Annotated in this window: 17 protein-coding genes; 6 read left to right on the top strand and 11 right to left on the bottom strand. The window is 59.8% G+C overall.

Features of this window, described 5'->3' with window-relative positions; genetic code table 11:
- Window positions 1-76: 76 nt before the first annotated feature.
- Genes QFZ57_RS21405 through QFZ57_RS21380 form a run of 6 tightly spaced genes read right to left on the bottom strand, consistent with a single transcriptional unit; the run spans window position 77 to window position 6,314 of the window.
- Window positions 77-1,198 (bottom strand): aminotransferase class I/II-fold pyridoxal phosphate-dependent enzyme, encoded by a 1,122-nt coding sequence (locus QFZ57_RS21405; protein ID WP_306901947.1) that lies wholly within the window; start codon window positions 1,196-1,198, stop codon window positions 77-79.
- Window positions 1,131-2,861 carry an ATP-binding protein gene (locus tag QFZ57_RS21400; RefSeq protein WP_306901946.1) on the bottom strand — a complete coding sequence of 577 codons (1,731 nt, stop codon included), beginning with the start codon at window positions 2,859-2,861 and terminating at the stop codon, window positions 1,131-1,133. Before QFZ57_RS21400 ends, QFZ57_RS21405 begins: the two co-directional genes overlap by 68 nt.
- Window positions 2,858-3,610, bottom strand: a complete 753-nt coding sequence (locus tag QFZ57_RS21395) for a hypothetical protein (protein ID WP_306901945.1) — start codon at window positions 3,608-3,610, stop codon at window positions 2,858-2,860. Before QFZ57_RS21395 ends, QFZ57_RS21400 begins: the two co-directional genes overlap by 4 nt.
- A 23-nt stretch (window positions 3,611-3,633) precedes the next feature.
- Window positions 3,634-4,896 carry a hypothetical protein gene (locus QFZ57_RS21390; RefSeq protein ID WP_306901944.1) on the bottom strand — a complete coding sequence of 421 codons (1,263 nt, stop codon included), beginning with the start codon at window positions 4,894-4,896 and terminating at the stop codon, window positions 3,634-3,636.
- A 2-nt stretch (window positions 4,897-4,898) separates the two neighbouring features.
- Window positions 4,899-5,759 (bottom strand): hypothetical protein, encoded by an 861-nt coding sequence (locus QFZ57_RS21385; protein WP_306901942.1) that lies wholly within the window; start codon window positions 5,757-5,759, stop codon window positions 4,899-4,901.
- 18 nt (window positions 5,760-5,777) lie between these two features.
- On the bottom strand, window positions 5,778-6,314 hold the full coding sequence (locus QFZ57_RS21380; RefSeq protein ID WP_306901941.1) for an NYN domain-containing protein: 537 nt from the start codon (window positions 6,312-6,314) through the stop codon (window positions 5,778-5,780).
- Window positions 6,315-7,148: 834 nt separating this feature from the next.
- Here QFZ57_RS21380 and QFZ57_RS21375 point away from each other — a divergent pair.
- Genes QFZ57_RS21375 through QFZ57_RS21360 form a run of 4 tightly spaced genes read left to right on the top strand, consistent with a single transcriptional unit; the run spans window position 7,149 to window position 10,722 of the window.
- Complete coding sequence (locus QFZ57_RS21375) at window positions 7,149-8,096, top strand: helix-turn-helix domain-containing protein (protein WP_306901940.1); 948 nt, start codon at window positions 7,149-7,151, stop codon at window positions 8,094-8,096.
- A complete protein-coding gene (locus QFZ57_RS21370) occupies window positions 8,093-8,713 on the top strand; it encodes a hypothetical protein (RefSeq protein ID WP_306901939.1) in 621 nt (206 codons plus the stop codon). Before QFZ57_RS21375 ends, QFZ57_RS21370 begins: the two co-directional genes overlap by 4 nt.
- On the top strand, window positions 8,713-9,645 hold the full coding sequence (locus QFZ57_RS21365) for an NAD(P)-dependent oxidoreductase (RefSeq protein ID WP_306901938.1): 933 nt from the start codon (window positions 8,713-8,715) through the stop codon (window positions 9,643-9,645). Before QFZ57_RS21370 ends, QFZ57_RS21365 begins: the two co-directional genes overlap by 1 nt.
- Before the next feature lie 48 nt (window positions 9,646-9,693).
- Window positions 9,694-10,722 carry an FAD-dependent oxidoreductase gene (locus QFZ57_RS21360; RefSeq protein ID WP_306901936.1) on the top strand — a complete coding sequence of 343 codons (1,029 nt, stop codon included), beginning with the start codon at window positions 9,694-9,696 and terminating at the stop codon, window positions 10,720-10,722.
- A 619-nt stretch (window positions 10,723-11,341) separates the two neighbouring features.
- On the opposite strand, the gene QFZ57_RS21355 is transcribed toward QFZ57_RS21360, so the two are convergent.
- The gene (locus QFZ57_RS21355) at window positions 11,342-13,765 is read right to left on the bottom strand and encodes a hypothetical protein (protein WP_306901935.1); all 2,424 of its coding nucleotides are present in this window, start codon (window positions 13,763-13,765) and stop codon (window positions 11,342-11,344) included.
- A gap of 300 nt (window positions 13,766-14,065) precedes the next feature.
- On the opposite strand from QFZ57_RS21355, the gene QFZ57_RS21350 reads away from it, so the two are divergent.
- Window positions 14,066-14,743 carry an 8-oxoguanine DNA glycosylase OGG fold protein gene (locus QFZ57_RS21350; protein ID WP_306901934.1) on the top strand — a complete coding sequence of 226 codons (678 nt, stop codon included), beginning with the start codon at window positions 14,066-14,068 and terminating at the stop codon, window positions 14,741-14,743.
- 106 nt (window positions 14,744-14,849) lie between these two features.
- Here the strand turns inward: QFZ57_RS21350 and QFZ57_RS21345 are convergent, their stop codons facing one another.
- Genes QFZ57_RS21345 through mobC form a run of 3 tightly spaced genes read right to left on the bottom strand, consistent with a single transcriptional unit; the run spans window position 14,850 to window position 17,637 of the window.
- Window positions 14,850-15,626 carry a hypothetical protein gene (locus QFZ57_RS21345; RefSeq protein ID WP_306901932.1) on the bottom strand — a complete coding sequence of 259 codons (777 nt, stop codon included), beginning with the start codon at window positions 15,624-15,626 and terminating at the stop codon, window positions 14,850-14,852.
- Window positions 15,627-15,643: 17 nt separating this feature from the next.
- Window positions 15,644-17,245 (bottom strand): relaxase/mobilization nuclease domain-containing protein, encoded by a 1,602-nt coding sequence (locus tag QFZ57_RS21340; RefSeq protein ID WP_306901931.1) that lies wholly within the window; start codon window positions 17,243-17,245, stop codon window positions 15,644-15,646.
- A complete protein-coding gene (gene mobC, locus QFZ57_RS21335) occupies window positions 17,245-17,637 on the bottom strand; it encodes a plasmid mobilization relaxosome protein MobC (protein WP_306901929.1) in 393 nt (130 codons plus the stop codon). Before mobC ends, QFZ57_RS21340 begins: the two co-directional genes overlap by 1 nt.
- Before the next feature lie 219 nt (window positions 17,638-17,856).
- On the opposite strand from mobC, the gene QFZ57_RS21330 reads away from it, so the two are divergent.
- Window positions 17,857-18,180, top strand: coding sequence for a hypothetical protein (locus tag QFZ57_RS21330; protein ID WP_306901928.1), 324 nt, complete (start codon window positions 17,857-17,859; stop codon window positions 18,178-18,180).
- A gap of 521 nt (window positions 18,181-18,701) precedes the next feature.
- Here QFZ57_RS21330 and QFZ57_RS21325 read toward each other — a convergent pair.
- On the bottom strand, window positions 18,702-19,055 hold the full coding sequence (locus QFZ57_RS21325; protein ID WP_306901927.1) for a DUF3846 domain-containing protein: 354 nt from the start codon (window positions 19,053-19,055) through the stop codon (window positions 18,702-18,704).
- Window positions 19,056-19,273 lie beyond the last annotated feature (218 nt).

The following is a 19,273-nucleotide window of genomic DNA, read 5'->3' as shown; positions in this document are numbered from 1 at the left end:
GACGTTTCATAACCACAGCTACGACATACGTAACCGGCCATGCGATAGGACAGAGCCACAAAACTATTCATAGTAATCACCTCCAACCCACTCTAGAAAGAGGGGTAGCCGCTTCAGACGTTCCTACGTCTAAGCGCTGGTCTTCGGAAGTACCGGCAGTGCAGAATGCGAACGTATGTGACGCTGCGGTGCCCTTAATAAGAGCGCCGACATCAATGACCTCTCCATAGCGAAGATCAATCCCAGGCTGGCCGAGTGGTTCGAATTCGTCCGCTGCAACCGCGACGACTTCTGTGGCAACCTCACGTCGTTTGTCATTTCCGAGCGGGTGCATGCCACTCTTGACTAGGCGGGCCACGAGCCGTTGACGCTGACGGACCTTTGTTTGAACGTCGATTCCGTCAAGCGCTATTCCCAGGAGCACAGCTGCAAGCGGGTGGATGCGAATGTTCAGAACTGATCTTTCGACGTTGTGAATACCTGCATGAATCTGGCGCACAGGGTGAGCTGCGGCCCTCAGAAGGGAGTCGCGGAGGTTAGAGTCGGCGACAACTACCGCTCCTCCTTCACCGACATCAATAAATTTTCCGGGTCCGAAGCTATAAACTGCTGCCTCTCCCAGCGTGCCCACGAGGTGTCCGTCAATCGCGGATCCGATTGCTGCTTGAGCGCAGTCCTCAATGATGGGAATGTGGGGAATTGCTGCCCGAAGTGCGGGTACGTCTGCAGGCACCCCCAGCAAGTGACACGCTACGACCGCACGTGTCCTGTTAGAGACGCGGCTGGCCGCCGCAGCTGGATCGATGGTCCATGTGTCGGAGGACACTGGGACGGGTACGGGGATTGCGCCTAAGGTGCGAACAACCGCCAATGTTGACGGCCAGTCAAGTGTGGGGATGAGGACCTCGTCGCCGGGCCCCACGCCGAGGGAAGTAAGTACGGTGAGCATCCCGTACGTCGCGCTTGGCATTAGTAGTACGGACCGGTTCGCATGCATAGCACTGAGGCGAGACTCGACCAGGCCCACGGCACCACCGCCCGTAAGCTGGCTCGTGGGTGACGCGACGGGAACTTCGAGCCATTGCTGGAGGGCCGATATCGTGCCCTCGATCCAGTCGCGGTCTGGGTGCTTATTGACCACGGTGACTCTCCACCTCGAAGAGGCGCCCGTCAAGCGCGCTTCGGTCAACCGTGCCATCAGCACGTACGTAGGGCTCCAGGTAGGCCGGGACCGCGGCGGACTCGTCGCCGAGATACCTAGCTGCGAGCCAGGGAAGATGTCCTGCCCAAGAGCAGAACCTGATGGCTAGAAGTGCTTGGCGTTCCTCCTCTGCCCCGATGTGCTGCATGGATTCTGCGATGGCAGATGCAACGTGCCGGCCCTCAATCTGATCATTCTTTTGTTCCAGCGCGTGCACTTGGGCGCGGCCGAGCAGACGAACAGCTTGCCGTCCAGAAAACGCAGTGTCCGCTTCCAGCAAAGCGAGGGCAGCGCCGTCGACGTCAAAATTCATATGCTCCCGGCGTGCTTGAATCTGCATAATCTGAGCTGCATCCCAAGGGGTCGGATGAAGAACGGGAATAAGCGTGAACCGGTCGACCGCTGCATCATCAAGGAGGTCAGGACGGTTAGTGAGTCCAATGACCGAAATTCCACGTTGTGATCCAACATCGCCTAACCATGAAAACAGCGCTGCGCGGAGGTTAGCCGTGACCTGCCCGCCCTCAGATGCGGCAGATTCTCCGCGGCGTCCGAGGAATGTTTGATCCACCTCGTCAAGGATGACGAGGCAGGGGGCATTTGCTTCGATTGCTTCAAGGGCGAGACTTAGGTTAGCTTCGCTATCACCTACGTAGCGGTTAAGAATATGCCCCAGTTCAATTGCGGGCACGCCTAAAAATGCCGCGATAGCGGTCGCGACTCTGGTCTTCCCATTGCCAGGTGGACCCGCGAGGATCAGCCGCAATGTGTGATTCCCTCGGCTGAGTTCTTCCTGCAGGAATCGGCGGACCTGAGAGAGTCCAGCAACGTCGCCGTCAAGACTCAGCAGATCGTCGTGAACGATGAGCGTGTCTCCGGCCATTTGCCGGATAGCGGCAAGTTTGCGCTTGAGAATGTCCTCGACAGAAAGCGGGTGCTCCGCCGACGTGTGATGGCGCATAGCGCTCAAGGTTTGAACTGACATTCCACCTGTGAGGCGAGCGGCACGGTCGAGGTTAAGATCCGGCGCGAGCACCAGCTTGTGTCGGGAACTCTGTGTCATCAGTTCAAGGGCTCGTCTGCGTTCCTCAAGTCGAGGTAAACCTAATTCCAGAACCTGCATGCCGGGGAGCCGGGTCAACCGGTGGTCGATTCGGGCCGTTCTTCCGATGATGACGATGCGGTGCCCCGCCTTTGTCCAGGCAGTATCCGTGGCGAGCCTCGCTAGTTGTTCCACAATGCGTGCGGTATCCCCACTGGCCGACTGCATCTGATCGTTCGGGAGAATGTGCTCAGCGAAGTCAATCACGACAACGTGCGGCACCTGAGCGCTCAGGCACGACTCTCGAATGATGTCGATTGCTACCGTCGGTGGGGTGCGATCCCCAATGTCCGACGGGACGCGCGCTTTTGGCCCACCAGGTGCGTTTATCGCCTCGATCAAAGCTGCGACTGTATACCGAAGCGTCGGCATGCCGAGGTTCGCCGCGTGGACGCTGAGCACTCGGGGGAGGTCACGGATGCTGTGATCATCGACGAGGACATCGCCGATCACCTGATTAAGCACGATAGTGCTGCCATCCACAAGCGCATGCCCGAGGGCATCAGACACGGTACCTGCCCTGAACTCCGACGTGTTTGAGCCATTCTTGGCGTTCATCGAATGCCCCCCTCGGTGAGCCGCTGTGAATTGCGTTTACCTCGCTTGGAGAGGGAGGTCGTGAGAGAGCCGTTCCGGCCATCGCCCTCGATTACTGCTCCTGCTGCAAGGCTTGGCCCGCCATGGCGGGCCGCATTCGCAATCGGTGAACCACCGCGCGGGTCGTGATGCTGCACGGTGATCTCATCGTCGAAGAGCACGCCACGTTGCCGCATGGCCTCCACGTAGTCGTTCTGCCGGCTGGAGCATGTGTTGTCTGCGAGGCCAGCGTGGTCCGTGGTGATTCGCCCTTGGTCTTCGACTGCAACAAGGAGGGTCTCGTGGCCACGTCGCGCCTCGATCGCGCTGGTGCGTTGACCGTCAACACGTTGCAGTGCATAGCCCAGGGTTGCGAGCACGTCGCTGGACACATCTGCAATGGCAAGACGCTCGAGGCTAGCGAGACTATGCGCAACGAAGCCGAGTGCCGTAGGCAAAGGCTGGGAGCCAGTTCGTGCCGACTTTAGAGCAACAATAGCTGGAGTAGGCAGGTCCACCTGCCAATTGGGTAGGACTTGGTCGATGCGTTCCCACGCGGACTGGGCGGCAGCAACGGTGGTGAGCGGCGTGGTGGCGATTTCTGCGGCCAAATTTGCTGCATCAACGGAACACATGCCTTGCAGCAGGGCATCGTACTCGGCGCTGACATTGCCGGCGAGGTTTACGACAGACGCGTTAAGGCTGGCGGTGGAGGAGCGGTATGTGGACATGGCATTGCCTTTCGTGAAAGTGATTAGCTCAGGTCAAAGCTGTCGTCGAGTACATCGTGTGCGCGCTCGGCCGGAGTGGCGGGCGTCGTGCTGGGAGGATTCTGTGGGAAAGCCTGAGACGGACGCGCCGCGGACGTGGGCGTAGGAGCTTCCGGTGACGCCGACGGGTGCGGCGTCGCCGAAGGCAGGGGCCCTGTGGGCTTGGGCTCCGTGCCGGTCGTATCTGGGATTGGGTCTGCTGCCACTCGATTGCCCGTTTCCAGCGGCAGAGGCCCAGCCGTGTTCTCATTCGCCATTGTTGCCACTGCCCCCTGCAGGTCAGCCTGAGTGACACCGGCGTCCTGAAAGGTTGTGGACAACTCCTGATACTCACTTGCACGCTGCAGAGCGACGGCATTTTCCGCCTCTATAACAGAGGACTGCGCCGCTGCCTTCTCACGGCGTATTCGCCGTAATTGAACTAGCGGTATCGCCACCGGCAGAGAGAACCCGCTGGCAAACTCCGCCATGGCGGCGATCGGAACGAGGGCCTGGTTCCATTCCGCCGATCGGATTTGCTGCCTGCGCAGCTCTTCCAGGTTCCGTTGAGCAAAGAGCAGTGCGTTGTCGTCGCCGTCCTCTGTGTACTGTGCAATCTGCTGCTCAACCGTGCGGATCTTGTCCTGGTATTCGACCTCGGCGCGGATGGGCGCAAGCGCGGTAAGCAAGACGACAACCGCGATGAAGGCGGTAAGTATGCCGGCCATTGCAAGGCTGAACGGCAGCGGCTCAATCTTGCGTTGGCGGCGTTGACGGACCAGACGGGTGACCTGCAAGGATGCAATTACCGGGATGCTGAGTGCGAGCAGCGTGCCGAGAAAGCCGAACAGGAGATCTCCGCCGGAGACTGCAGTGATGATGGGCAGCTCAATCAAGGCGTGGGCGACCACGCTGACCACCCAAATGCCGAACATGATGAACGTGACAACCACGCTCCGATGATTAGGCTCTATCCCGCCCGTGAAACCCGACAGCAGGCGGGCTTCACGCTTCTCGGCCGATGCCAGCGCATCCTGCGCTGCTTTGACGGCTTGTTCGAGCTTCAGCCGGGTGGGCGCAATCCGAGAGAAGAAGGCCCGCACGTAGTCGAGCGGATTCCGGCGTACGAGTTCGCGGCCGGCTTCAACATGCTCGTGCTTGGCTTGCTGCTTTGCTGCGATGCGAGGGCGAAGCAGCATCGGCGCAGCGTACGCGGCCCAGCCAAGGACGCCGACGGCACCAACAATAAGAAGAATCGGTAGCAGCATGATCAGGCTCCTTTGACGAAGGCGCGAATGGTGGTGTCCGAGGCCTCGGGCCTGACACGTGTGATATCGCCGCTTCCGTTGGACGCGGACCAGGAACTGAAGCTATTGAAGAGCGAGTCCCATCGGCTCACGTCGCCGACCGGGTCAGGCTGCACCACCACCAACGGGTGCCCGTTGAAGGCCGCGGGTTGCTGCGGTTGATTCTCGTCGAGGTCCGACATCACGAGGAAGGCGACATCACCGTCCGCAGGTGCAAGCAGCGCAAGCGACACGACCCCGGCGGTCACTGCGGACCACCCGTCTACGTTGAGCTCTACGCCTTGGAGGGTAGCAGTGGCTTGCTCCGCAGCGGCTGTCGCCGCGTTGTACTGCTCCGACCACGCATTCTGGGCGTGCTTCCACTGGTCATAATCCGATCTTGGGTCCAGGGCACCCGGTTTCGTCATGTCGGGACGAGCGGGTAACGCCGGGACACTGGGAATGTCGATGGTGTATTCAGGGGCGCCGTACTGAAGGGGAAGAGTGCCGACCATCCGCAGCACCATGTGGATGCCGACCAGCTCCTCCACGCCATTTTTCGTGTCCTTTGGCTTATCAGGCACATAGTTTCTAACTGAGGCCGCCAACTTGGACTTCATCGATTCACGAAATGACTCGTCCGTTGACGTGGTCGGGTCGAGGAGCGCGTACCGGTATCTGGGGTTAGGTGCGGAAGCGAGCGTCACCGTCCCTGGCTGACTCGTAGTCCCGGCGCTCTGCTGAACGCCGGCGAGGGGGCTGATCACGAATGCAATGCGTTCCCAGTTCAACCAACCGAGAAAGCCGATTACGACGATGACAAGGATGGCAAGGAGCTTCTTCATTTTTCTCTGCCTTCTGAATCAGGCCGCAACTGCGGCGGCGTGGACAGTACGAATGGCGGCGAGCGTCCGACGCTGAGCCTCACGAGAACTAGAGCGAATTCTTGTCTGAATGGTTGCGGCCTCTTTGAGGTCCCGAGAGACCCGTCCCTTGCCCAGAACGACCTGCACGCTCATTCCGAGCACCCGTGCCTCTTGGGCGAGAGGGGCGAAAATGTGATCTCCACTCGCGACGACGAGCCTTGAGTAGCGACGGGAAATCCGTGAGACATTGACTGCATTAAGGAGAGCGAGGTCGGCGCCATCGGGGCCATCACTGCCGATGCGCCACTTGACGTTTTCGCCGCGCATCCCGTTCCGGACCTTTCGTGCGGCGCGTTCAGCCACACCCACAATGACCAAGTCGCCCAACGTGATCCCGACTGCCTGCTGGCGGTAAATTTGCCACCAGAGTTCGACGTCACCGGCAGTCCAATATCCGCCGCCCATCTCATTCTCGATGTCGATAAGGTGGCAGGTTAGAGGCCTGGTATACGTAATGGCAGACGCTTCAGGCATGACGAGGGGATTGGATTTCCTCTCCTCGGTCCCTTCGGGCACGGACGTCAGATGAAAGCCACCGTTGCACCCCCGCTCCGGGCAGCGGTAGATCCGTATGTCATCGTTGGGACTGCTTCCGTATGCGTTTAAGCCACGTGCACGCTCGCGACGCACTGAGCTCATAGCTTGGCCTGCCTGGTCACGATCCCGGAAGCGGATGTGTCCGGTCACGGAGCAGATGGACTTTGAGCGGTCCGTGATTGTAAATTCTGCGCGGCGGACGCGAGGACGCCGGGGGCCAGGGGACGGAAAGTATTTCCAGGTATCAGTAGAGATGGTGCGAGTCTTCACTTTGTCCTCCCTTATGGGTGTACGGCGAGAACTACTTTTGAATTCCGTTTGACCTCTCGGTCGTACAGAGCAGTGGTGCGAAACCAAGCGCCGCAGGATGAGCGTCTTGCACTCCTGCGCCCGCGGGAATCGCGCTTTACGGTTGTTGCAACACGGCATCAGGCGCGTCAGCTAGGACGCGCACGCGGCACCGCCCAGCTAGGAGAAGCGACGCAGTCCTTTCAGCCGCGATGGGCCCCGGGGCGATGATCTTTCCTCCCCCAACGACAAGTCCGGCATGATCCAAAAGCTCAAAGATGAACCAGGAACCGAAGGGCCGTTCTCTCCGCGGAGACACGTCGTTTTCGACCAGTACTTCCATTGCCATCACCTCACGAGTCGGTATGTGTCACTTACTATCCCAGTATGTGCACATACCGTCAACACATTTTTGGTAAGTTGCACGTATAAGATTTGTGAAAAAACTATTGCGACAGTAAGTCGAAGTAAGGCAGAGTATTTATGGAGAAGAGGGGGAGGTGTGGAGTGTCTGACACTCAGGAGAACAGGGTCTTGCTAGGTGTCCAGTTGGCTGCAGCTCGGCGGGAGGCCGGATTGTCTGTAAGCGAGCTCGCCGAGCTAGCTGGCTGCAGCGACGGATATGTCCGCACGATTGAGGCTGGTGTGAATCCAAAGACCGGAAAGGCTTCCCGCCCTTCAGAGGCCAAAATTTTGGGCTTCGCGAAAGCGGTTGGTCATGACGCTCGGTCTTGGCTCGAATTAGTGGGATACGATGCCGACGTTACCGAGGCCGGCTCGCAACCGGCAAAGGGCGGCGTCGACTACTACCTCCGCGGCCTCCGCGACGCAGCGAAACTTCTGCCTCAGCGGAGTCCGTTCATGCATACCCAAGCAATCAACGTCCTTAAGAGACTTTCAAACGAGTTCGAGAGAGCAGCCCGGGGGTCTATCGAGGTCGCGCCGCTGGAAGAACCGGAGCTTACTCAGCAAGCTGTCGAATCCTGCAACTCCCACCTGCGCGCCGTGAGTTACCAGGATGAGGCTTGGTGGAGCAGCGCCGGAGGCGATACCTATCTTGAACACCATGAGAAGCTGCTCAACCGGAAAGTCGACATCACTCGAATTTTTCTGGTGCCAAAAAGCGGAATTGAAGCACTCCTGCCTACGCTCGAACGGCATATTCAGCTGGAAATACAGGCCTATGTTCTGGAGCCCGACAGTGTTGAACCGGCCTCGCGACGGGACTTTGTTATTTACGACGACACCCTCCTGCGAGAAGCGAGCTCCGTTGACGACGGAGATGAAGATTTAAAGGAGGCGGAGTTCACAGACGACCCCATTCGGATCCAAGGAGCACTATTGAAGTTTGAAAGGATGCGCACAGCCGCCATCGCCTTGGGGGGAGATGCTCAACGCATCGTTCGCCGCCATAAAGAGGGCCTGTCATGAAGGTGTCCCTTGAATTTGCTCACTCTAGTCTTGCAACAATTGACCAACAAGAAATTTCTCGCAGTGTAGAGGCCGCGTTAACTGTGCAGGAGTGGCTCGAAACGAATGGTCATGAAGTCACAACTGTCATCCTCCTTGATGACAAAAAAGTTTCCCCCGCCAGCGCAGAAGAACGCGGAAGGGAACTACTTGACCTCGTCGCAACCCTCGGCTGCCCGGCTGACAGCTGGTTCTTTGAGACAAGGCTGCGCCGATGGCTACCTCAGCTGGGTCAGTTACTGCCGCCCCAGCAAGTGCGGAAGCTGGACCGCGACGCCAACAGGTACCTTCGTCAGTACGGCTGCTTACCTTGCTCGGTAGATATTGCCCTCTGGCACTCCCTGCGGTTGGGATATCTAGGGGAAAGCGATATTGAGCCAAATGAGATCGCCATATCAGTGCTGGGTGACGGCAATGCTGAGTTTGAAGAATTGGCGCGCCGAAACTTCCTTAACCACCTCGAAGGCGGCCCCAGCAACAGGATCATTACTCTTTACTATCCGGAATCTCCGTTAACGACCACTAATGCGCACGAAATGCTAAACCAACTCTCATTAGCTATAAAGGAGGCTTCATAATGCCCAGAATCCTGATTACCGACTCCCTTTTTCTGCCCATAGGCGGTCCTGACGAGGAACGACTCAAGGCTGAGGGATATGAGATTGACCGCCTCGATGTGCCAAGAGCCGACGAGGAGACGCTTATCCAGCACATCTCGGGAGCTGACGGGTATATTCTCGGCGGCATCGAATCTGTTACTGACAAGGTAATTCATGCCGCAGATACTCTGAAGGCGATAGCCTTCACAGGCTCGGGATACGCAGAGTTCATCCCGGGGTGGAGGCTAGCAACTTCAAAAGGCATTGCCATCTCAGCTGCACGTGGTGAGAACGCCGATGCCGTTGCGGAGTGGAGCCTTGTCAGTGCTCTGATGTTGGTCCGCAATATCCCGGCGCTTACAGCACCAGGAGGCCCAGATTTCTCGATCACTCGTGACTTCAACTCGCTGACGCTCGGAATTGTTGGGTACGGAGCCATCGGTCAAGCGCTTGCGCGCAAGGCGAAAGCGCTTGGCATACATGTGATCGCTACGGAGGGCAAACCCTCGGACGAGGTCACGTCCGTCTCCCTTAACGAACTGGTGGAGCAGTCGGACATTATTTCAGTTCACGTAAGCCGTCACCGTGGCAAAACCGCGCTTGACGCAACAGCCATCAAGTCGATAAAGCCTGGAAGCGTTTTGGTTAACGCTGCTTTTGAGGAAGCGATTGACAATGATGCCCTTCTGCAACGGGTAGCAGACGGCGAACTCCGAGCCGCTGTTGACTACCCTCTGCAGGCCGATGACCTGCCGCTTGGCGCTTTGCTCGCGTCGAATGCTCAGACAGCTTTCAACACCGCAGAGACAAATGCCCGAGTTGGTGCTAGGGCAACAACTTCGCTCCTGAACCTGCTCAATTCCGGAGATGATGCTGACCTCGTCAACCCGGAATATCGCAACAACCGCTAGCAGCAGGCCCGCCGTCCCACCACCTAAAGTTTTGAGGAAAGGAACATGATGAGCAAAGTCACCGTCATCGGAGGCGGAGTTACTGGGCTCACCACGGCCATTAGGTTGAGGGAAGCCGGCCACGAAGTCACTGTCGCCGCAAAAGACTACTTGGCGGGTACAACTTCCTGGGTGGCAACAGCGATTTGGCACCTGTTCTGGGTGGAAGTTGATGAACGAGTCGAACGGTGGTCCGTTACCGCACTCGACGAGCTCATCAGGTTGTCTCGTATCGAAGAGACGGGCGTGACACTAGTGCGAGGCATAGAGTGCGTGCGGGAAACGAGTCCAGATGCTGAAGACTTCGTACAAGGACGAACGGGTGCCGCGTGGCAGCACATAGTGCCTTCCTATGAGGCGTTGACGCTTGAGGAGCTTAAAGGACGCCTACCCTGGGACTATCCCCTTGAAACCATGCTTGGTGGCTACATCATTGAGGTCCCCATCGCCGACATGTCTGTATACCTGCCTTACTTGATGAAGCGCCTAGAACATCTGGGTGTGAGACTAGAATCCGACACCTTCGAAAACTTCAGTGAGGTGGAGGAGCGGTTCCCCGCAGATTGGTATATCAACTGCACGGGCCTCGGGTCCGCCACGCTGGCCGGGGATTCTACGCTCCGGGGAATTAAGGGGCAGATAGTGAGGGTGACCCACGATGGATCGATTACCGAGTACATCGCCGATGATTTCTCCCCCCGTGGCATGACATACATCCTCCCGCGAGGACAAGACATAGTGCTTGGAGGATCTGAGGACACTGACTGCGACGATTCGAATATCGATGATCAGTTGGCCGCTTCAATCTTGGCTAGATGTGCTGCTTTGGTACCAGACATAGCGAACGCTACTGTCTTGGAACATTTGGCGGGACTTAGGCCATACAGGCCCTCAATCCGGTTGGAGTTCGACCCCGACGTCAGCAACCTCATTCATAACTATGGCCACGGTGGCTCGGGGGTGAGTCTCTCCTGGGGGTGCTCAGCGGAAGTGGTAGAGATGGTTGGCAAGGCTGAGAACGGGCAAAGCACGCATTAGACAATTGGGTTTGGCAATGCGTCCGTCTCTTGGTTTTGCTTTGGCAGCCTGATTACCGGCCAAGGCCCTTGTGTGCCTGTTTCTTTGGCCCGGATGCTGTCCGGGTTTTGCGTGCTTGGGGGGCCTTGGTGTGGATTGGCGCTACGGCTGCTGTAGGAGGGGTGGCTTAGCTGCGGTCCGCTGTGAGTCTGGCTTCCACTGCTTCCCTGTCTCCGATGTGGTCGAGGCTCTTTGCAAGGGCTTCTTGCTTTCGGCTGAGTCGTAAGTTGCAACGGCCTCGATGGTCAGCTGTTCGGGGTGGGCGTTGTCGGCTTCGACGTTTTTGCGCTGGGTTTTGTCTGCTCGTTCTGCTTCTGCGAGAAGCTGGGCGGCGTGGGCGCTGGCCCCCGTTGACGCTGTCCATTCTTCCTGAGCCAGGGCCTTTACCCCTGCCGCTGCATTCAGTGCAGCCACAACGTCCCCACCCGTTCCCAGGGAGTCGGTGTTGATGCCGTAGCGTTGCTGTACCTGTTCGCGGATGGAACTGGACCAGTTCGGCGGCCCGTTCCGTCTTCAACACGGGCGTTCGTAACTGGGATTCCATCGTTGCCGCTCTACGTGTAGCCCTTCATCCAGCTTGTCAGCGACGCTTGCGCTTCTTTATCCGCTTCGTTGCCCGACGCGCCGAAGGCGGAATAGGCGGAATTCTCCGACCTACTGGCTGGAGCTTCATTTCCGCGATATGCCCGTCGAGCTCGGAATCACTCTGTGGGACCGAGTTGAGATAGAAGGTGTCCTCCAGGGAGCCGTTCTCGTCGAAAATCCAGCCGTAGGCGCGATCTGCTTGCAACTGGTACTGCTTGACCTTCGCGTAGAGCTGCAGCCGTTCCGTGACCTCGATGATCGGGGTACCAGAGGGTCCTGTGGCCATAAACACCGTCGAGAAACCCCACATGCCCGCATTTGCGGTCATGGCGTCGTGGTACATGCCGTCCTTGCGAGTAGCTTTGGCGCAAGTCTTGATCATCGACAAGAGGCGCATCTGCCCTTCGCCGGATAAGGCGAGAAGGTCCGCTCCGCAGCGGAACCAGCCGGGTTTGCCTGCCGCGTTAAGTTGGTCGATCAGTTCGAGCATCTCGGCTGGCGCGTTCATGGAGGGCTTGGCGGGGTGCTCATCCTGCGGGAGCTTGTCGCGGTTCATCCAGGCTGTCAGCTCAACACAATTGTCGCTGACCATAGTGCCCACGGCTGAGCGTTGGTAACGACGGCGTTCCGTCTTCGTGACCGGTGGCAACGTCGGATGCATGGTCTTGACCTCATCGGGGTCCTCTTCGACATAGAGATCGGCAGCGAGGAACAGCATGTAGAGATCGAGCTCGTCGAGAGCGCGGTAGTAGGTGGTCACGGGGCTGTCGGTGCGCCGCCTCAGGTAGAGCAAAAACTCTGACGGACGTTCGCCGATCTCTGCTATGACAGCGAGATCGTGCAGCGATAGAACCAGCGGCGGGCGGTCTTTGGGTAGGATCCCCGCGTGCTGGAGATCAGCGAGGTTAGTGCCGAGCGGACCGATGTCGTCGAGCACCACGACAAGAGTCCGTACCTCACGAATGCTCGATAGGTCCAGCCAGGTGGTGGGGCTCTCCCAGATGCCGTGATTGGTTTCGATGAGCTCGCGAATGCGGGTGGCTTGGCGCGCGCCGTCCCCTAGGGTCGCCTTGAGGTCGTTCGTCAGGCGTCGCACATCGCCGCGTCGAGCCTGGTCGGCGATCGACTTCCCCTTCACTTCTACGACGACCGCGACATCATCAATTACGAAGAGCGCGTCGCCTTCAACATCGTCGGCGGATTGACGATGGGTCGTACAGTCGGGCCCGAGCTCGTCTGCGGAGACACCCGCCTTGGGAGCAAGGTAGTGGTAACTCTCGCGAAAGGTCCTGGCCCCGAGAACAGTCTCCAGATAGCTCTTGGCGAGTTCCTCACTGACCGGCTGCCTGGCCTTCTGGTCATACCTGCGCACATCGGGGGAATTGGGAGGAAGTGCGCGCTCGAAGATCCGCCGGAGCACGTCCAGGCCGATCTCATTGGATGTCAGAGCAAAATTGTCGTCTCCGTCGGACATCAACGGTCGCGCTAGGAACGGATTATTGCCCATCAGTAGATCGAAGACTCGCTCGCCCGGGCTTGCCGAGTCGTCGAACTGCTGCGCGAACGAGGTGAGGACCCTCCTCGCTGTTGCGACGTCCAATCCCGACGCGATTGCGACGTCGGACGACGTGATGATGGACCGGTCGGCGGGGAGGAACATGAACGGGATCATCCCGGACATGAACTGCTCCCTGACCTCGCGAGGAACGTCCTTGGGGTCGAGGTGCTGGTGCGCCATCAAAAGATCACCGGTCTCGTCGCGGAGGCGGGTCATCCGTTCAGCAGAGATTTCATTCATCGCCGATCGCACTGCCACTACGTCGGAGTACCCATAGCCGAGGTGCGTCCGCATGAGTTCGTTCGAGACTGCCGTCTCGAACAACCTGCCGTCGTGTCCGTCGCGGATGTGGTCGTATTGCAAATTCCGAATGTTCAGTACAGCGCCCTGGTACTCGCTAGCCAGCCGACCGAGCGGTTCACGGCGGAGTTGGCCCTCTGCCAGCTGACGGTAGCTAGCTATCCGGGCCAGCCTGACGCAGCGCTCGTGCAAGTCCGAGATCACCTCGTGCGGCCGCGTGTCCCCCCGTGGGATGGGATCGGGCTTGCGAGATGGCCTCGCCAGTAGGATGGCTGCGACGATCTCCACCGGCAGTGACGCGCCGCCAGGCGGTGCGAGCCGGGGGTCGGGGACGATGGAGAACTCCCGCATCCGCATCAACTCGATGACATCAAAGGCGTCGGCGTCTGCGACCAGCTCGAGGATTGCTGCGACATCCTTCTCGATGTTCTCGCGCAGGATCGCGCGTGCATCCGAAGGGGTCCTGCAGTTGCGGAAGGGTAGGAGTTCATTCAACGAGTCATCAAACGACTCTGGATCGAAATCACCCATTACCCTTCCCAGCGGGTGAAAGGTAGACATGCCACGCTCCTGATCTCGGGGGTTACGAGCATAAAACGCGCCGACGACAATCGAAGGGGCGCAGAGCTGGAGGTCTCTCCAGGGCGGAGGAGATCGGCGTGCCCGGGACACGGAAACTTCCTGACCGGCGACAGTATGACGGCCCTGCCGCACACGATGGAGCATGCATCTGATCCTGTCCAAGGGACAGGACGGCATCCATGCCAGCTTGAGGGAGAGAAAAGCGCGTGCAGCAGTTGATCCCTGACCCATGTCCTATGGGAAGGTAAGTGCACCATCTACCTGGGGGGAAATACCACCATGCCAGCCGTACCAGAAAATCTGAAGGCGAGATTCCGAAAGTGGGATGCGAAGGGACGTCCTCCGCAGGAGGCATTCAAGTGGAAGAAGAAAAACTGGCAAAACTATCTCGGCAGCTACAGCATTCTCGAAACACTTCCCAACCCCATTGACCGCGCTGCCGTATTGGAATCGTTCAAGCTTGTCCGTGACACGGACTCGGCACTCGACGCCTACATCGCCAGCTACCTTTGGGGTTACGCCAAGGCCAACTTCGGTCCCTATCGGGCCGATCGCGTCGTCCGGCTGAACACGGACCCCGAGAATGGGAAGGACTTCGCCGCCGAACTGCACACGCTCGCCGGGATCGCGATGAACGATGGCGGGACCGCAGCGTTTGAGCATGTTGTGAGCAAACGAAAAAACGACAGGAAGTTCTTCGATCAGTGGGGGCCTGCCTTCGCGACAAAGTTCATCAGCTTCGCTACTAAGGCCTCCAGCCAGGTGGCAACCACTCCGATCATGGATAGTATCGTCGCGGAATGGTTCAGTGAACACTGCAAGGAGATCGGTCCCCTGTGGCTAACCTGGTACAGCGCCAGTAGCTACCTCCGGTATACCGAGTGCACGGCCGAATGGGCAGAAGAACTCGACATCGAACCGGAGCAAGTCGAACAGCTCATCTTCGGGGGAGATTGAGCCTTTATGGGGGTTGAAGTCCATTCCCGCTTTGCAGCGGAAGTCGACCGGCGGGTTCGAGTCCCCCTCATTTCGTTGGTCGGGCGTTCTGCTTTGAGCCACCTACTTACCGGCTGAGACCCTTTTGGGCCTCCTTGGCTGGCTCAAATCTGCCGCTCATTTTGCGCGCTTGGGGCCCTTTCCCATGCTTTGATGCCACCGCTGCCCTCGGCGGTGTTGCTTGATCCCGGTCAGCGCCCAGCCGTGCCTGGACGGCTTCCCGGTCCGCTACGTGCTCAAGGTCCCTTGCCAGGGCTTCACGCCGCTCGGCTGCGTCGTAAGCTGCACCTGCTTGCGCAGTAAACTGCTCCGGGCGTGCGTTGTCCGCTTCGACGTTATGGTGCCGGTCCTTGTCCGAACGTTCGGCTTCTGCGAGAAGTTCGGCGGCCTTAGCATTTTCATCTGTTGCCCTTGTCTGTTCCTCCTGAGCCTGAGACGTTGCACGTGCCGCTTCATTGAGTGAGGCTGCACCCGTTGCGAGTGCGTTGACGTCGATCCCGTAGCGTTGCTGTACCTGCGCGCGGATGGCGTCCGCCGCTGACTGCGCCACGGAGTCTTGGCCCTTCCAAGCTGTGGCGGTCTGGTGGACCCGAACGATGTCTTCTGCTTTGGCGTTGTCCAACCAGCGGGCATCCAGCGCCGGTGCGAGCTGTGCCCGTGCGGCGGCACGTTCACCGTCGAGGCGGGCACGTAGTTCGCGGCCCTGTTGCTCCTCCGCAGCTTGGGCGACGCGGACGCGTTGCTCCCGGGCCCGGGCCAGCTCTTCACCGATTCGTCCAGCGGCGGTCAGGCCTGTGCGGAGCATCGTTTCTACAACCTCGTCCAGTCCGTCTGATTCGCTCATGCTCTACCTTCCTGGTGCTATCGCTCGATGTCCGGGCGGTCGTTTCCGGTCCGGGTCGTTGTCGGGGTTCTTGGGCGTTCGTACTTCGGTGGCAGGACGGATCCTGGCTTGTTCATCGGTTCCAGACCTTCGCGTGCACGGCGTACCGTTTCGGCCAGCTTGGCGTCCACAGCAGACACAGGGGTAACATTCGCTGATTCCTGCTTCACCGCGTTCGCCGATTGCTCCGCCTGCACCGGTGGTAGGGCGTTGGCTACGATGGCCAGTTGCGTGCGGACCATGGCGTTGATCTGCCGTGACCGGCGCAGGTCGTTGTTCGCCTTGTGCATGTCGTGGATGGCTTTGGAGACGTTGAGCAGCTGCCGCAGCATGATTGCCTGGGCGGCGGTGCCGGATCCGGCTGTGGCGGTCATAAGCAGTAGGGAAGCTCCGCGGGCTGATGGTCCTACGGTCCTGAGCGGCGTGACCGGGTACCGGCGCAGCTGGGCTGTCTTGGACAGCTCGGCCGCGGCCGCGGCCAGCGGGCCGGGTACAGTTTCGGTAGCTGTGGACCATGCGGCGAAAGCGCCGGCAGTTTCCCGTGCGACGTGCGCCCATGTGGCGTGATCGTCCAATGGTACGGAGCGCAAGTTTTCGCGCAGCTGGGCGACCTCGTTGCTGTACCGCTCCCACTGTTGCGGGTCCGGTTCGTGGGCTTCACGACCACTGGTGACGGGGCGGCGACCGCGGGCTGCTGCTGCCCATTCGGCTACGGCTTCGCCTGCAGACTGGGGGGTGTCCTGCCATTCACCGCGGAGCTTGGGCAGTGCCAGGTCCTTGGCAAGGTGACCGCCGCCAAACCACACAGGCCGGCCGCCTTTCGGCGGACGTTCCGCCACGCTGTATCCCACCACCACGTCATCACGGCCGGACGCGTACCGGGGACGGACCAGGGCACCGGTGCGTCGGATACGACGGACAAATTCTGCTTCGTCCTTGGCAGACGTTGCGCAGGCACGGACCTTTCGTTCCAGTGACCGACGTTCGGGTTCCGGTGCGCCGCGCCGCTCGGAAGCTTCGCGCTCACCAGGCCGCAAACCCCGGGTGGAATGCGTGGGGGAAAGCTCTTCCAGCCCGTACTTCTTCTCCAGTTCGCGTGCCACTTTCTGGGCCCTGGGGAAGTCCTTCCAACTGTCCCATTTGGTGCCGTCTTCACGAACCATAGATGCGGCGATGTGGATGTGGTCGTTTCCGGCTTTGCTATGGCCGTGGCGTATCGCTACCCACTGGACAGGTGCACGTCCGCTGGCTTCGGTGAACCCCATTTCATCCATGAAGTCCTGGGCGATCTCGCCCCACTTCTGATCGGTCAGATCCCCTTCTTCCGCACGCAAGGAAAGGGAGCAGTGCCAGACATGGCCGCCGGCGACTTCAATTCCGAGGACGTTCTTTGCCTGGTCCAGTTCACGGGCGATTGCCTGTGCCGCGGTGGCGTTGAGTTCGTCGTCGTTGTGCCACGCAATGATCGACGGCGAGCCGGCAACGAGGTGCGGGTCTGTGTGTTCATTGGCGCGCCCTGGGCCTGCAAGGTATGCGATGAGGCCCTGCATGCGGGTGCCCTTGGTGATGTTCGGAATCATCAGCGCACCATCGAATCGAGCATGCCATTGATGCGGTCAGCAATGGCCCGGACACGTGTCAGCACGACGCGCGCAGCTTCGGGAAACTCGTCGGTCGCGTTCGACTGCCGGGCCAGCTGGTTGACGTTGTTCGACAGCGCGGCGAGGTAGCGACGGGCGGCCATGAACTCCACCGCCATCGCGCGGCGCTCCGCAAGGGACTCGGAGTTCTCGGAGTACAGCGCTGCACTGACAAGGATCTCCGAAGGGCTGCGTCCGGTACGTTCTTCCAGGACGGCAAGCTGCGCCCGTTCCCGTTGCGACATGGACACCCGAACGTACTGCGTATCTCCGTCGATGTTCGCCCGGCGGCGGCGGGCGAAACGGCGGGGCGACTTCTGCTCCTCGCTCATCCGTTGCCCCTCCCCCATGCCCAGCGCAGCGCCCCGGAATCTCCGGGCCGACACTCCAGTGTCGCCGAACCCCGACCGCAGACCGGGGATCGACACGCGGTTATGGCACATAACCACATAGCTTGCTCCGGCCGGCTGCTTTCTGCAGCTTTCGGCACCCCGTGTCGACACTCCTTTAACCTCCAACAGCGCTTGTCGTCGGGCGGTTACGCTCGTGGCATGGACATCAACGAAATTGCCGCCCAAGCGGCCGCCAAAATCGACGCCGCCCGCGACCGGAAAGTAGACGCCGTAAGGACCGTTGCTGCCAGCGGCGTCGAGCTGCGCGAGGCAGCCGAACTGCTCGCCGCCGCTGAACAGAAATACGCCAAGGACTACGCCGCCGCGCTCCGCTCGGACTGGACCGAAACCGACCTTAAAGGGTTTGGTATCGATGCTCCGACCCGTAAGGCCGGCGGCCGCCCGCGCGGGAGCAGTAAGCCCCGCCGCTCAACATCTGCCCAGGCAGAAACCGTGGACGCAGAAAGCGTCCCGGTCGGGTAGCTTGCCCCTCGCCCACATGTGCACGGCAAAAGCCCAACCGCTCCGCTGCTTTTCCCGCACACATCTGGACGACGGGACCCCTCTGACCGGCTGCACACAATCGCCAGGCCACCGCGAGTGGGAATGTCACCGCCCGTACCCGGCGAGTGTGCACAGCCTCTTTTGCGATCGCCCACCAAGAGGCATCGCATCGCTCTATAGCAGGGATTTGTTTTGCAAGGCGGTCTGGTTCCTCGCTTGCGCAGCGGAGACAAAAGAGCCGGCACCTTGAAGGTGCCGGCTCTTTTGCTTTCCCCCGCAAAAGGAAAATGGTGGGACCTTTGCAGTCTAACCCGTTGTGTACTCTGACGTGGCGCGGCACATTGGCATCGGTCCGCACATGTCGCGTGATGGGCGGGACACCGCCGGTGACCAGCGACGTTTGCCGGGTACGGTTGCGGTGTCCCGCCCCGCACTTTCCCGGACCCGGGCATAGGGGGTGGGACCAGGAAAGGAACCCCGGGCCACCCCCTATGAGCTAGTTACTGGTTGACTGGCTGGTTCAGGCCGAAAAGTTGTTGTGCCAAATCGATCAGGTGTTCGGGTACATCGCCTTCGCTGCCGTCGGCCGTCTTCCCGAGAAACACCACGTTCCCGCAATAGACATCTGTCAGGATGCCGGTTGCCTCAAGGAGCAGAAGCGCGGCACGACGGTTGGGTTTGAGGCGCATTATTTTGCCTTCCTCGTTCAGGTAGAAGTGCCAGTCATCCCCGCTTACGGCTTCAATATTTCCTGCCACGATGGATTGCAGGTTTTGTAGCCCAGTATCGATGCTTTCGACTCGGGCGGGTTCGTTCATGTCGGCGGGGATGATCAGGGCGAGGCTTGTAGTCACGAGGTTGTCCTTTCACGCTATGGGCAGGCTGGGAAGGCGTTGCCCGCTAAACCCGGACGAGTCAGCGGGCAACGCTTTGCTATGTGGTTAGTTGACGGCGGGCCGGTATGGTTCGCGGTAGCGGGACGGCAGTTCAGCTGCAGCTTCGGGCAGGTTGTCAGGGCCTTGGGCTTGCCCGTTTTTCCACGAGAAGAAGGCGTGTTCAGTGATCGCTTCCC

It is taken from the genome of Arthrobacter sp. B1I2 (genome assembly GCF_030816485.1).
Taxonomy (GTDB): Bacteria; Actinomycetota; Actinomycetes; order Actinomycetales; family Micrococcaceae; genus Arthrobacter.
This window is presented reverse-complemented; position numbering and strand designations above follow the sequence as displayed.